The sequence below is a fragment of the Streptomyces sp. NBC_00258 genome, assembly GCF_036182465.1.
In the GTDB taxonomy this organism is placed as follows: Bacteria; Actinomycetota; Actinomycetes; order Streptomycetales; family Streptomycetaceae; genus Streptomyces.
Genome location: NZ_CP108081.1, coordinates 73950 through 88185, shown reverse-complemented (window position 1 = coordinate 88185; position 14236 = coordinate 73950). Strand labels below are relative to the sequence as shown.

The following is a 14236-nucleotide window of genomic DNA, read 5'->3' as shown; positions in this document are numbered from 1 at the left end:
CGGGCCAGGGTGCTGTTCGCGTCCGTGATACTGCTGTCGCGTCCTTTTGCCGCGGCTGTACGGCTGTTGCCGCGGCAGGTGGGGTGCCTCATGATGTGAAGGATGCGGGCGCTGAGGGATTCGGCACTGCCTGTCCGGGTTCCATTCGCCACGGTGCTGGCAGGAGCCCTTGTCGCCTTGGGCTGTTGGGGTTTTGCACTCCGTTTGGATACGCCCTGTGACGGTACCGATGTGCGTTATTCGCGTGCTGATTGGCTGCCTGCGAGGCTCGTGGTGGGGCAGTGGTTTTCCCATGCGAAGCAGGTCAGGAACGATGATGTAGTCATCGCGATCGAGGGATATTCCCTGGCCGAGGGCGTGGGCTCGGTACCGGATCAGACCTTGCGTTCCGGTGCTGTGCTGCGCTATGAGCTGTTACGGGACGGGGCGCCGATGGAGGTGGAAGTGGCCTTAGCCCGACCGCCCTTGGGCAGGCAGCTGGTCACCTTTTCCGGCCCGTTGCTCTACCTGAGCATCCTCGGTGTGCTGGCCCTGTGGTTGCGTGCCCGCCGCCCGGCTGCCCCCACGGGCACCCCTTTGCTGCTCGGTTTCGCCGGCATGTTCGCCTGGCTGGCCGCTGGACCGGCGGTCGGGATGACAGCGCTGGATGCGGCGACGGGCAGTGCGTTGTTCTGGCTGTATCACATTGCCACTCTGGGCGGCGGGTCACTCGCCTGGGGAGCCATGGTGGCGCTTGCTCTGGTCCCGTTGCGAGCCCACCGGCCGGGCAGTTATCGGTGGCTGAGCGCTGCCGCCTATGGCGGGCCGTTGCTGCTGCTCGCAGGATGGACCGGGGGCGTACTGGTCCTGGGCCCTTCGGGGATGCCGGCGATCGGGTGGATCCACGCGGGTCAGGAAACCGTCACCGTGGCCTGCTGGATCGCTGCCGGGCTTTTCTCGCTCCAGGTGTACCGCCGGGCCGTGCCCCGACACCGTCGTCCCCTGCGCTGGGTGCTCGGTGGCGGGCTGCTGTCCGGACTCGGCCTGTTCGCGCTCTGGCTCGTGCCCGACATCGTCGTCGGTTACCGGCCCACGACCATCCGGTGGGTGGGCCTGGCCGGCCTGCCCATCCTGGTCGGCATCACCGTCGCGATACTGCGCTACCACCTGTACGCCATCGAGCGGGTCATCAGCCGAGCCCTGGGCTACACCGCTTTGGCGGCCGTGCTGTTCGGCTGCTACCTGTCGGTCACCGTAGCGGCGGCGACCACGGCGGCGTCCGACACCACGGTGGCGGCTGCCGCGGCAGTGTCGGTTGCGGTGATTGCCCTGCCGGTGCGCGAGGCGATCCGCCGCCGTGCCGCCCAGCGTTTGTTCGGCGGACGGGAGCAGCCCGCCGAGACACTGCGGGCGCTGGGGCGGGCCCTGGCGCAGATTCCCTCTCCCCAACAGGCGCTGCCGCATGTGGTGGTAGCCGTCACCCAGGCTCTGCGACTGCCCTACGCAGCCGTCGAGTTCACGGATCCGACCGCGCCCGGCGGCTTTCGCACGGCCGAGCACTCGGGGGCCCCGGTCGGTGCCCGCTACAGCCAATTGATGTACCACCACGGCCGGGCCGTCGGCCGCCTGACCGTCTCCGCCCGCGAGGTCGACGAGCCGTTGTCCGCGTCCGATCTGGCCCTCTTGGGGGAGGTGGCCGCGCAGCTCGGCCCCGCCATGCAGGCGGTGGCCCTCCATGAAGAGGTGCTGCGCTCACGCACCGCCGCCGTCGCCACCCGTGAGGACGAACGTCGGAGGCTGCGCCGGGATCTTCATGACGGGCTCAGCCCCACCCTCTCCGGACTGTCACTCAAGACCGAGGCAGCCCTCGCCCTGCTCGACAGCTGGCGCAGTCACATCACCTCCTCGCCGACGCCTGCTGATGGCGAGGACATGCCGGTCCTGCCGCGGGTCGACCCGGATCGTTTCGACAGCGCTCACCGCCTGCTGCTCGAGAGCGCGGCAGGCATGCGCACCACCGCCCATGATCTGCGCCTTCTGGTGGAAGGCTTGCGCCCCCCGGCGCTGGACTCCCTCGGTCTCATGGAGGCGATCCGGCTCAGGATGCACGACCTGGCGGCGGATACGGCCGGCACTCCGCACTGGGAGGTGGTCGGCCCTGCCGGGACCACCGGGTTGCCGGCCGCCGTCGAAGTCGCCGCCTACCACATCGCGGTGGAGGCAATGGCCAACTGCATCCGCCATGCGCACGCCTCCCACTGCCTGGTCCGCATCGGCTTCGCCGCGCCGTCCGGTCCGCTCAGGCTGTCGACCTTCGATGGGGAAGCGCTTCTGCTGCAGCTTGAGGTGGTCGATGACGGCGTCGGATTGCCGGTCGTCATCGATGACCGTGGTCCCGGCTTCGGGCTGCGGTCGATGCGCGAACGTGCCGAGGAACTGGGCGGCCGGTGCACCGTGCGTATCCGGCATGGCGGGGGGACCGCCGTGCACGCTGTCCTGCCCTGTCCACCGTCCGGCCACTCTGCCCAGCAGGCGCCATGAGCACACGCCCGATCACCGTCCTGATCGCTGAGGACCATCCTGTCTTCCTCGAAGGGCTCGCCGCCCGGCTTGCAGCCACCGAGGACATGAGGGTCGTGGCGACCGCCAGCACAGGGCGGCAGGCCGCGCAGCTCGTCGTGGAACACCGTCCCGATGTGGCTGTCCTGGACATCGAGATGCCCGACCAGAACGGCATCGAGACCGCCCGCCTGTTGCACCGCCTGGAGCCCCCGGTCCAGGTGCTGATCCTCACGGCCTATGACGACGACCAGCGCCTGACGGCCGCGATGGATGCGGGTGCTTTGGGCTACCTGTCCAAGCATGCCGAGCCGGCCACGATCCTGGAGGCCGTGCGCACCGTCGCCCGCGGTGCGATGTTCTTCGACCCCCGGCTCAGCGACCGGATCCGGGCCCGTCTCTCCTCAGACCACCTGCGGCTCCATCTGTTCCCCCAGCTGACCGACCGAGAGCACCAGGTGCTCGCCCTGTTGGCCACGGACTGCTCCAACCAGGTCATTGCGCAGCGGCTGGGGATCAGCGGGAAGACGGCACGCAATCACGTCTCGGCCGTCCTGGCCAAGCTCCCCGCCCGCGACCGCACACAGGCCGGGCAGCAAGCCCGTGACGCCGGCCTGACCCTCCACTCCGACTGAACCGGCTCCGACACCCCGTCAAAGAGCCCGACTGTCCAGGACACCATGCCCCATGCGGACCAGGACACCGGGACAGCATCGTGGCTGCTGTACCACCCAACCGTAGGCGCGGCCCAGCACACGCCGTGCCCACAAGCCCATGGGAGAGACAGCATGAAGCACAGCCACCTGGCGCCGCGCCGCGCCATCGCACCTGCACTGGCAGCCTCGGCCGCTGACCGAAGCCGCACCGTCCCGTCCACGTCCAAGCGGCGGAATCTCCTGATCGTGGTCACCGGAGGGCTGCTCCTGATCGCTGCCACAATCACGCAGACCGGCGCCGATGCGGCTGCCCCGCCGCGCTGCTACGGCGAATACGCGACGAAGTGGGGTGGGCAGGGCCGCGACATCTTGTTCGGTACGACAGGCAAGGATGTCATCGTCGGGCTCGGCGGCCGTGACACGATCTACGGCAGCGGGGGCAACGACATCATCTGCGGTGACACCGGCAACGACCACCTGGTGGGCGGGCCGGGCGACGACCTCATCGCCGGCGAGGAGGGCGCTGACCTCCTGGAAGGCAAGACCGGCAAGGACCGCCTGCGCGGCTTCCGGGGGAACGACAGGCTCAAGGGCGGCCCGGGAGACGACAACCTCAAGGGCGGCCGGGGAGACGACACCCTGGAAGGCGGCGACGGCCACAGCCGGAGCGTGAACTGGGGCAACGACACCCTGGTCGGCGGCAGCGGCAAGGACACCATGCGAGGCAGCGCCGGAGCGGACCTGATGACGTCCGCCGAGGACAACCGAAGCCGCGACCTGATGGACGGCTACGCCGGCAACGACAGGCTGTACGCACGCGACGGGAAGGCCAACGATGTCGTCCGCGGCGGCTCCGGCTGGGACAGGTGCACCATCGACATCCGCCCCGACGACACCATGACCGGCTGTGAGAGGAGCAACAAACCGCAGGGCCACCAGTCGGCCACCCGGTGACAGAGGGTCTTGCCCTGGGGGCCGAACCGTAATCCCAAGCGGGCACAGGTCGCAGGCATCACCTGAAGCTCCGTAGGCCAACCATCGCTGGTACTCACCCTCCGCTCATCGGAGGGTGAGGGACCGATGCGCACCGACACCGCCCGGCAGCAGTGCCTGCACATCACCGCCGCAGCGGAAGCCGACACAGAAGCAGCGAGGGCAAACCCCTCCGCGCGTGCGGATCGCTTCCCACATCTGCGGGGCGCCCACTCCCGTCACGGCAGGCAGCGGCTCCCTCATGAACGTATGCCTCGCGCATCGTTCGCACTCCCATCGGAGCTAAGGAACCCGGGCCTGTCTCAACGTGCCGTGCATCGGGTCCGGACGAGCCCGTATATGCGCGCTCACCAAGGCGGGACCATCTGACGGAGGACCTCATGGACAGAACTGCCAATCACAAAACGCGAGTTGCCTATCGCGTCGGCCGCTCCCTTAAGGCAAATACCGTTGCTTTTGCCCTGGGCGTAGGCTGGTTGGGAGTGGGTCCCGAGGGTGGTGCGGGTGGCTGCGAGTGTGTCTGACTTATCGGGTCTGGGGCTGTTGACCTGGGTGTATCCGCCGGGGTTGGTGGATCGGGCGGTGGCAGCGTGCGGCCGGTCCGAGCAGCGTAAGCGGCTGCTGCCCGACAAGGAGGCTGATGGCGCGCCGGCAAGCAGTCCCGTGACACGCTACCGGGCCGGGGATTCGGCAGCGTCGTAGCGTTGCTGGGCGGCCTCCAGTGCCGGGGTGTTGGCGCTGAACCAGCTCAGCAGCGCGCACAGCTGCTGCGCCAGGCTCCGCCCGAGTGGCGTCAGGCTATAGGTGACCTGCGGCGGGACGGTCGGCTCCACCAGGCGTTCGACCAGCCCGTACCGCACCACCGACTTGAGGTACTGCGACAGCATCTTCTGGCTGATGCCGCCGATGTGCCGGTGAAGGCCGGAGAAGCGCATCGGTCCAGGAACCAGCGCAGCGATGATCAACGCACCCCACCTGCCGGTCACTTGGGCCATCACCGGCCGGGTCGGGCAGTCCTTGTCGAAAGAGCCTGCCGGAAGCTGGGCGAAAACATCCTTGAACTGCTCACTCACCGCCATGCCACCAGCTTACAAAAAGGTACGTACTTACGAAAGGTCACCGACAGTCCTAGAGTCGACCCACGGAACCGGCGGTCAAACAAGACGAATGGATTCAAAGTGTTCACAAGCCGTGTATCCCCGGCCTTCCTGGGCTGGGACCTCGGAGGCATCGTTGTGCGCCGAGTCGACGAAATCGAGATGTCACCGGCGACCAGTCAATGGCTGCTGCCCGATGCCACACCGGAACACTTGCACCACCCCTGGCTGCAGCCCGACTTCACCGACGGCACAGCCTTTGCGATGCACGTTCACATCTTCGCGATCGAGGTGAACGGCAAGCGCATCCTGGTCGACACCGGCATCGGCAACGACAAGCCCCGGCAGATACCCGACGCCAACAATCTGCAGACCCCGCTGCTGCGCTGGCTGACCGCCGCGGGTTTCGCCCCGGACACCGTCGACCTGGTGATCACCACGCACATGCACGTCGACCACGTCGGCTGGAACACTCACCTGGTCGACAGCCGCTGGACACCGACCTTCCCGAACGCCCGCTACCTCACCGACCGCAGAGAATGGGACTACTGGACCGCCGCCGCCGAAAGCGACGAGGAAGTCGCCCAGGTGCACCGCGACTCCCTGCGACCCATCCGTGACAACGGCCTGTACGACCTGCTCGACATCCCCGCCTCAGGCCTTGAGGTGGCCGACGGCGTCCGCCTGGTACCGACACGCGGCCACACGCCCGGCCACCTGTCGGTCAAGCTGACAGGCACCGGCCGCAATGCGCTGATCAGCGGCGACAGCCTGCATCATCCCGTGCAACTGGCGTACCCCGACATGGGTAGCGTCGGCGACGTCGATCCCGCCGAGGCACGAACCACCCGCCACCACCTGCTCACCGAGCTGGCCGGTACCGATGACCTGCTGCTGGGCACCCACTTCACGCATCCCACCAGCGGACGCGTCCAGCAGCGGGACAACCGATTCCAGCTGCTGGACGCGTCCCCTGCCCTTCTCCCACCAGCCTCGTTCTAAAGATCGCGGGCCGGTAACAGCGCCCAAGGGGGCGTTTCGAAGGTGTTGGTCACAGCCACTCGTTGATGGCCGCGACCAGCACGGTCGCCTCGTAGCGAACGGCGAGTTTGTCGTAGCGCGTGGCGACCGCGCGGTGGCGCTTGAGGCGATTGAATCCGCACTCCACCGCATGGCGCTCCTTGTGGTCGGCCTTGTCGAACTTCGGTGGCCGACCACCGTGGGAACCGCGCTTCTGCCGGTTCGCAACCTGGTCGCGCTTCTCCGGGATCGTGCAGCGGATACCGCGCTTGCGCAGGTAGGCGCGGTTCGCGCGGGAGCCGTACGCCTTGTCGGCACGGACCTTGTCAGGCCGGGTGCGCGGGCGGCCCGGTCCGGTCCTGGGCGCCCGGATACGGCCCAGGACCACCTGGAACTACCGGGGAAGTACCGGCGAGGGCGGCGGACGCTGGTCCGATGCGACTCCGATGGCGGCACCCATGACTTCGTAGCCTGGCTCGCCCAGCGCGGACGCCGGCTGTCCTACTCGGGTCTGGCTGGAGATCGTCCAGATCGCTCTCGACCTGCTGGCCTGGATGCCCTTGCCCGCCCTGACCGGCAAGCCCCGCTTCTGGGAACCGCGCCACCTGCGGCTCCGCCTGTTCTCCGCGGCCGGTCAGCCCGTCACCACCGGCCGGCGCTGCATCCTCCGCCTCGCCCACCACTGGCCCTGGACCCGCGAGATCACAGACGCCCTCGAACGGCTTGCACTCCTGCCGAACCCCGGCTGACCGGCGGACTCGCCTGTCCCTATGAGAAGAGGATCCAGCCCGGAGCAGTGGAACCCGGCGTCCACCCGAGACGACACCCGGGCCCTCGACCTGCCCGGTCTCGACCATCGGCAACGAAATGGGCCGCCAAATTCGTCGACGGCCCATCAAGAAAGATCGAGGCTAACCCGCACCCAGGCTCAGCTCACAAGAACGACCCGCAGTCAAACCCTCGGCTCCGGGTCGTTTTCTTTCAACTCTCGCACCATAAAGGTCAGTTGCCTCACAAACACCGTTGACCACAGCCAGTTCCGCTCATAACATCACGCATACGTGGCCTGCCGAGACACGGGGGAAGACTCGGCCCTGCATTCATGCGGAACCGGAATCCGCATACGCCACTTCTCCCAACGGTCTCCGTTTCCGGGGGACATGGACTGATCACCCATGCCCCGGCTGCGAATCCACGACCACACACGGGCAACTCACCACTGCCCGCGAAAACAAGTACGGGGAAACTCTTTGACACACAAATACGCACGGACCACAGCGAGATGGGTCGCCTGCACCACCCTGACCACGGCCCTGACCACGGCTCTTGCCGTCACCGGGACGACGGCCGCCCACGCCGACTACTACGACGGCGGCATGCCGAGCCGGAGCTTCAACGTCAAGGCTGTCGGCATCAATGACACCTGGATCGGATTCCTCGACACCGGACGCAGCAACTGGAACAACGCGGGCGCCGGAGCAAGCATCGGTCGCAACTCAAGCGCCAGGGCCGAATTCACGGCGGGCCGGTATTCACAGAGCTGGTACGGACTTTACGATCCGTCCGGCCTTCGCCCGATCAACCGCGTATTCAAAATCAAGGCCAACGCGAGGACGCTCGAACGGGATTCCGGTTCCCGCATGACCGAATGGTGCCGCAGCACGACCACGCACGAACTTGGGCACGCGCTCAGCCTCGACGACAACCCGAACACCGGCAGGGTTTCGCTCATGAAGCACAACCGCAACCGGACGACGGTGCAGAAGCCGCAGCCGTACGACGTCTCCGAAGTGCGGAGGATCTACTCATGACCGCGATCAGGAGCGTTCTCGTCGGCGGTTCGGCGCTGCTGGCCGCCATCGCCCTCACCGGCTGCTCCTCGGACAGCCGGGGCACATCCGAATCCGGCTCCAAGGCCAAGGCCAACACCGGTGTCAAGGCGGCCTCGGACGTCGTGACGTACCACGCCGATTACCCCTCGTACGACTCGCTCGACTCGATCGTGAAGGAGTCGGACGTCATCGTGCGGGGCACCGTGACCAGCTCCCGCGTGCAGGAGCTGTTTCCCGAGAAGTCCACGAGCGACGACCCGGCCGCCAACCCGCAGGCGGGTCTCTCGGAAGCGGAAGCCGCCAAGGCCGAGCCGGTGGTCGTCACCGTCTCCACGGTCAAGGTCTCCGAAGTCCTCTCCGGCAACGTGAAGCCGGGGGCCACGGTCGAGGTCTCCCAGCTCGGCGGCACGCTGGGCGGCGTGACGTACGCGGAGCAGGAGACCACACCCCTGGCCAAGGACAAGACCGAGTACGTACTGATGCTCGCCGACCAGGGCACCACCAACCCGTACGACCTGCTCAACCCGGAGCAGGCCCTCTATACCGTCACCGCCGATGAGAAGGTCACACCCGTGGCCGACGACGGCTTCGACAACGCCGGCAAGGTCGACCAACTGGCCGCCAAGGCCGCCGCCCTGGGCCGGACGAACTAGCCCGCAGCGCACACAGGTACAGGACGACGGTTGCCGTGACCGGTCACGGCAATCGTCGTCGCGTCAGAACATGCTTGCGTCAGGACGTGAGTCGCAGCGCCTTGAGCACCCCGGGGCTCAGGGTGACGTCGTTGTCGCCCCCGGCCACCGCGTGCCCGCCCTCGATCCCGTAGGCGCCCTGGGTGGTGTTGATCAGGGTGAACCGTCCGCCGTCCAGCTCGTCGAGCAGCAGGACGTACTCCTTTCCGGCGGCGAGTTCCGCCGTCTCGGGCCCTGATCCGGGCGTGGTGTAGGCCAGCTCGATCTCGCTCCCCGCGGGGGAGCCGCCCTTGGCCGTCGCCACCACCTCCGCCGTGGCAACGGTCTCGGTGAGTCCGTCGACCGTCTCCTCGTGCCCGGCACCGAGCCGCGCCCTGACGATCAGGACCGACGCGGCCTCAAGTTCGGCGGTCTTCGCGAAGTACGGCTCGTCCGCGAGCCCGGAACCACCGCCGTCACCACCGCCCGGTTGCTTCGGGTCCTGCAGCGCGAGGACGGCGACCCCCGCGACCACCGTGGCGGCCGTGCAGGCAACGGCGGCCACGAGAACCCCCCGCCGGGACGGCCGCCGACTCCGCGCACCTCGTCCTTGCCCTGCCTGCCGCTCCGCCGCCTCGGCCCCGACAAGACCGACGAGCTCGTCGTACGCGCGCGCCGACATGCCGTCAGCTGCCGCCGTCGTCGTCTCGTCCGGCACCGGATTGACCTGCTTGACAAGGGACTTCACGTTGATCATGCCGACTCCTCGAGTGAGAGGGATGAGTGCGAGGTGTAGAGGCCGCGGAACGCCTCACGGGCCCGGTGCAGCCGGACCCAGACCGCCGGCCCACTGCACCCGAGGACCTCACCGACCTCAGCCGCGCTGAGCCCGTCCCAGTAGCGCATGAGCAGCACGTCCCGGTGCCGCTCCGGAAGCCGCTCAAGGGTCTCCACCACGGCGGAGTCCTCTCCGGACGCCGGTGCGCGGTCCAACTCGTCGGTGATACGCCGATGGAGCTCCGCCAGCCGGGTCGCCGCGCGGTGGTGATTGCTGAGCAGATTCCGCGCGGTGACGAACAGCCAGCCGGTACCCACCTCCTCGCCCCCGGCCACGCGCTCCCACGCGATCCGGAAGACGTCGGAGGTCAACTCCTCCGCCGCACCACGGTTCCCCACCCGCCGGTGCACGAAAGCACGCACACGCGGGTGGTCGCGGACATACAAGGCCGTGAACCGTGCGGTCCGTTCACGGTCGATCCCGGTCTGAATATTCTCCACACCCTGTACATGTCATACGCCCGGCACTTCCTTACACCGGCCCCGATCTTTTCTCCCGAAGCTCAAGCGCCGATCTCCGAGCCCTGCTTCTGAGGAATGGGCGGCGGGTCTCAACCCACCCACCCTCCCCGCGAGTTGACTCGACGCGACCGGCTTGCCACGGACAGTCACAAGGGTCTAGCGTGCCCGGATAACGAACAGCCCCCGCCAGGTGCTAGCAACACCTGCGGGGGCTTGACCAACGAGATCTGAAGCAAAGGCGATTCCGTGGCTGACACCAAGCCTAAGGGCTCGCAGAGAATCAAGCTGTTGCTTCCCGCATCCGGGCTCGTTCACCTGGTATGGGCATCCCTGACGCGACTCGTGACCAACTGGCCGTCAAGTTTGGGGTGTTGTTCCCGCATCTGGACGAGCGGCAGCGTCGGTTGCTGATGGGAGCCGAGGCCCGGGCCCTGGGACACGGCGGTATCCGGTTGGTCGCGCAGGCGGCTCAGGTCAGCGAGACCACTGTTCGCAAGGGCGTGGACGAGTTGGAGGCGGGCGAGGGACCGCTGGGGCGGGTTCGCCGTCCTGGCGGCGGGCGCAAGAAGGCCGCCGAGGTAGACCCGGGGCTGCGGCCGGCTCTGCTCGCACTGGTCGAGCCGGACATACGCGGGGATCCGATATCGCCGCTGCGCTGGACAACCAGGTCGACGAGGAAGCTCGCCGCCGAACTCACCCGCCAGGGGCACAAGGTGAGCGCGGACACGGTCGGGGACTTGCTCCGGGAGGAGGGCTTCAGCCTGCAAGCCAACGCGAAGACCATCGAGGGCGCACAGCACCCTGACCGTGATGCCCAGTTCCGCTATATCAACGACCGGGCCAAGGAACACATCGGTGCCGGGGACCCGGTGATCAGCGTGGACACCAAGAAGAAGGAGTTGGTCGGCGACTACAAGAACGCCGGGCGTGAGTGGCGGCCGACGGGCGAACCAGTGCTGGTCAAAACGCATGACTTCCTGGACCGACAGGGACCGGGCAAGGCGATCCCATACGGCATCTACGACCTTGCGGCGAACACCGGCTGGGTCAGTGTCGGCACCGACCACGACACCGCCGAATTCGCTGTCGCTTCGATCCGCCGCTGGTGGCAGGCCCGCGGCCGTTACGACTACCCGCACGCCACCCGTCTCCTGATCACCGCGGACGCGGGCGGCTCCAATGGCTACCGCACCCGGGCCTGGAAGAGTGAACTGGCCGCTCTCGCCTCCGGAACTGGTCTGGAGATCACTGTCTGTCACCTACCGCCCGGGACCTCGAAGTGGAACAAGATCGAGCACCGACTGTTCTCCCACATCTCCATGAACTGGCGCGGCAGACCGCTGACCAGCCATGAAGTCATCGTGGACAGCATCGCGGCGACCACGACCCGCACCGGTCTGAAAGTCGAAGCTGAACTCGACACCGGCACCTACGACACCGGTGTGAAGGTCACCGACGCCGAGATCGATGCACTGGCAATGAGCCGGCACCGCTTCCATGGCGACTGGAACTACACGCTCCGTCCTGCTGGTCCTCGCCCGGCCCCACACCATGAGACGGAATCCGCAGCAACCACCGCCCACCCGGCCGCGTCCCCGGACGGCGTTGACACCCAAGCCCTCCGCGACCCGGAGCTGACCGGCATGACCACTGCCGAACTCGACGCGCTGGTCAGTGCGTTGATCCCGGCGCTCGCGGAACAACGCGAGCAAATCCGCCACGAGCGCCGGGGCGGCGAGCGCCGACGGCGGCGAGGTGCGGGTGCCAAGGACAAGCTCTCCGACGCAGACCGGATCCTCGCCACCGTGCTCTGCCTCCGCAAGATCGGCACCCACGACCTGCTCGCCCAGCTCTTTGGCGTCACCGGAAGCACTCTCACACGGGCCGTCCAGGAAGCACGCTCGCTACTGGCCGAGCACGATCACGCGATCCACCCCTCAACTGCCAGATTCCGCACCCCGACTGATGTGGCCGTCCACCTCGACCGGTACGGAACACACCGCCCGAAGAAGATCAAACCCGCATGTTGATTCTCTGCGAGCCCTTAGTTATAGGTCTTGAGTATTGCTCCGTCGGTGGCTGGCAGGCACGCTATGCCTGTGGTGCTGGACCCTTCGGCTGAGGCACGGATTTCTTGGCGGCTGTCTTGTTCCGACGCTTTGAGAACTGTTCGTACTGAGCGGTGAGCACATAGATGTACTCCAGCAATGCTTCCGTGAAGGACAGGGCGTCTTCGGCGTCCTGTCGCTTGACCTCGTGACCGTGAGCTCCTTCGTTGCCAATGAAACGCAGTGCAGTCGCCCAGTCCAGGAGCCTGCCTTCGATTTTGTCGTTCTGCTGCAGCCACCCGATCTTGCTTGCCAGATTGCGGCCGACGGCCCCTTGGTCGTTACAGATCATTTCCAGGGTTCGGCGGGCCATCGTTGCTGTCGCCGAGTAGGCGCTGGCCTGGTGGAAGCACCGGTAGGTTTCCTGGAAGGCGCGCTGGATCCTGTAGGGAGCGTCGACGACCGGGGCACCGTTGGGCCAGACGTTCTCGGGGGTGTCCCAGTCTTCCGGCCCGTAGAGGTAGTTGCTGCACAGGACCATGGCGGTCCGGCACGTGGTGCAAGCGACCAGTATGACTCGGTAGGCGTCGTCGCGTTCAAGGTCATCGTCCGGTGGCACGTCGACCTCGCCGTGAACGGTAGCGAGTACTTTCTTCCGGCACGTGGGGCAGTCTGCGATGAGCGGAAGGTTCGCGGGTGAGTTGATCTGCGTCACGCACGGGAGACTATCTGCGGCTTCGCGGCTTTGCTGATCAGATCGGCGAGTTGACAGGAAACGGATGCTTTGCAGCCTCCCAGCGGCACTACACGGCCACGCCTGCCTCGCCGTTGCCTTCCAGGGCTGTCTGACGACGGTCTTTAGCTCCAAGCGGAAACAAACAAGGCTACGAGGGCGATGCCCAGCGAGAGTGTTCCGCCAAAAGCAATGGCAGCGCGGGTGATGGCGGTGGGGACAGTGGCTTCGTCCCATCGCGCGAGTGCGGCAGCGGCGGCGCCCGCGGCCAGAGACAGCGTCAAAACTGTGGTGAGCAGAGCCAGCACGATCATGGAGCGAGGAGACACGCGTAACACCGCCTGTAACCGATGTAGTTGAGTTCGAGAGCGAACTCACCGTTTCCCGGCGCGCGGATGAGCGCGAGCGGTTGGATGTTGTTGCAGGAACAAGTCGGCGTTTGTGCCGGAACAACTCGTACAGGGGGCCGAGCCGTGGGGGAGCAGACTCGGGCCGGGCGTCCGTGGTCACCGGCGCGTGGTTCGTGCGCGGAGACCAACGAAGTCGTCGGCATGCTGCGGTCATGGCTGGACATGGCCGGGGTGACCGTGAAACAGCTGCATCTGCGGCTCACGACCGACCATTTCGGCGACGGCCAAGTGCCTACGCTGCGCAGGCTGCGCGGTCAGCTGGCGGGCGAGGGCTTGATATGGGACCTGGTCGAAGCCGTGGCCGACATCTGTTTCCCGGATGATGACCACGAGGCTGTGCAACAGCGCCTGGAGCAACCGCGGCAATTGTGGGAGGCCGCCGAGAACGCGCCCACCGCCACGGACGGCAGCGGACCCCAGGTGACCGCGCGGGAGGTTCTCCACGCTCAGCAACGGGCCCTCACCGCCTACGAAGAACTCAACCGTGCCCGTCAGGCGTTCGAAGCCAGCGAGCACGGACGGCAGCAGGCCCTGCAGATCGCCACGATTCTCTTCGGCATGCTGGGCCAGGCCCAGGCGAAAGTCATGGAACTCACCCGGCGTATCGACGCTCTGAGCCATTCCACGCCGGGTGATCCGGAAGAAGTCACGAGTCTTGAGCGGATGAGGCATCGGGCAGAGGCGCAAGAGCATGAGCTGCGCACCCAGTTGACCCGTGCCGACAGCGAGCGGCAGACGGCTCAGACTGTCGCCGATCACGCGGCACGTCGCATCCAGCAGTTGGAAGCTGAACTGCGAGAACTCAGAACGAAGACGGCCGCCGGTGAGCGGGGAGAAACCGTCCACAGCCGCCCGCTACCTGTCCCCACTGCACAGCGGGAGCCCGACGAGGCCGCCTTTGACGCCGTCGACGAGACCTTGGAGAAGGTGCGTTTTGCA

At 67.0% G+C, this 14236-nt stretch carries 12 protein-coding genes and 2 pseudogenes; 8 read left to right on the top strand and 6 right to left on the bottom strand.

The annotated features are described in order from the left end of the window. Positions 1-231 precede the first annotated feature (231 nt). From OG718_RS00395 to OG718_RS00385, 3 genes are all read left to right on the top strand, one after another. Complete coding sequence (locus OG718_RS00395) at positions 232-2520, top strand: sensor histidine kinase (protein ID WP_328842688.1); 2289 nt, start codon at positions 232-234, stop codon at positions 2518-2520. Next, the gene (locus tag OG718_RS00390) at positions 2517-3173 is read left to right on the top strand and encodes a response regulator transcription factor (RefSeq protein ID WP_328842687.1); all 657 of its coding nucleotides are present in this window, start codon (positions 2517-2519) and stop codon (positions 3171-3173) included. The genes OG718_RS00395 and OG718_RS00390 overlap by 4 nt, the downstream gene beginning before the upstream one ends. A gap of 153 nt (positions 3174-3326) precedes the next feature. Continuing rightward, positions 3327-4148 (top strand): calcium-binding protein, encoded by an 822-nt coding sequence (locus tag OG718_RS00385; protein WP_328842686.1) that lies wholly within the window; start codon positions 3327-3329, stop codon positions 4146-4148. Between the two features lie 710 nt (positions 4149-4858). On the opposite strand, the gene OG718_RS00380 is transcribed toward OG718_RS00385, so the two are convergent. Beyond that, positions 4859-5266 carry a winged helix-turn-helix transcriptional regulator gene (locus tag OG718_RS00380; protein ID WP_328842685.1) on the bottom strand — a complete coding sequence of 136 codons (408 nt, stop codon included), beginning with the start codon at positions 5264-5266 and terminating at the stop codon, positions 4859-4861. Positions 5267-5365: 99 nt separating this feature from the next. Here OG718_RS00380 and OG718_RS00375 point away from each other — a divergent pair, with 99 nt between their 5' ends. Beyond that, a complete protein-coding gene (locus tag OG718_RS00375; protein ID WP_328842684.1) occupies positions 5366-6286 on the top strand; it encodes an MBL fold metallo-hydrolase in 921 nt (306 codons plus the stop codon). 49 nt (positions 6287-6335) lie between these two features. On the opposite strand, the pseudogene OG718_RS00370 reads toward OG718_RS00375, so the two are convergent. Further along, positions 6336-6698, bottom strand: a pseudogene (locus OG718_RS00370) (transposase); the annotation flags it as partial. Between OG718_RS00370 and OG718_RS00365 the strand changes: the two are divergent. The 3 genes and pseudogenes from OG718_RS00365 to OG718_RS00355 all read left to right on the top strand — a co-directional run. Continuing rightward, positions 6636-7053 (top strand): annotated as a pseudogene (locus tag OG718_RS00365) (transposase); the annotation flags it as partial. The pseudogenes OG718_RS00370 and OG718_RS00365 overlap by 63 nt on opposite strands. A 501-nt stretch (positions 7054-7554) precedes the next feature. Further along, complete coding sequence (locus OG718_RS00360) at positions 7555-8115, top strand: hypothetical protein (protein ID WP_328842683.1); 561 nt, start codon at positions 7555-7557, stop codon at positions 8113-8115. After that, positions 8112-8789, top strand: coding sequence for a hypothetical protein (locus tag OG718_RS00355; RefSeq protein WP_328842682.1), 678 nt, complete (start codon positions 8112-8114; stop codon positions 8787-8789). Before OG718_RS00360 ends, OG718_RS00355 begins: the two co-directional genes overlap by 4 nt. Before the next feature lie 79 nt (positions 8790-8868). On the opposite strand, the gene OG718_RS00350 is transcribed toward OG718_RS00355, so the two are convergent. Continuing rightward, the gene (locus OG718_RS00350) at positions 8869-9564 is read right to left on the bottom strand and encodes a hypothetical protein (RefSeq protein ID WP_328842681.1); all 696 of its coding nucleotides are present in this window, start codon (positions 9562-9564) and stop codon (positions 8869-8871) included. Beyond that, a complete protein-coding gene (locus OG718_RS00345) occupies positions 9561-10085 on the bottom strand; it encodes an RNA polymerase sigma factor (protein WP_328842680.1) in 525 nt (174 codons plus the stop codon). Before OG718_RS00345 ends, OG718_RS00350 begins: the two co-directional genes overlap by 4 nt. Before the next feature lie 341 nt (positions 10086-10426). Here OG718_RS00345 and OG718_RS00340 point away from each other — a divergent pair, with 341 nt between their 5' ends. Then, entirely contained in the window at positions 10427-12136 is a 1710-nt protein-coding gene (locus OG718_RS00340; protein ID WP_443054847.1) for an ISAzo13 family transposase, read from the top strand. Between the two features lie 61 nt (positions 12137-12197). Here OG718_RS00340 and OG718_RS00335 read toward each other — a convergent pair whose 3' ends face one another. Together OG718_RS00335 and OG718_RS00330 are read right to left on the bottom strand one after the other, a co-directional pair. Continuing rightward, a complete protein-coding gene (locus OG718_RS00335; RefSeq protein ID WP_328842679.1) occupies positions 12198-12869 on the bottom strand; it encodes a DUF4145 domain-containing protein in 672 nt (223 codons plus the stop codon). A gap of 143 nt (positions 12870-13012) precedes the next feature. Next, positions 13013-13201, bottom strand: coding sequence for a hypothetical protein (locus tag OG718_RS00330; RefSeq protein WP_328842678.1), 189 nt, complete (start codon positions 13199-13201; stop codon positions 13013-13015). Positions 13202-14236 lie beyond the last annotated feature (1035 nt).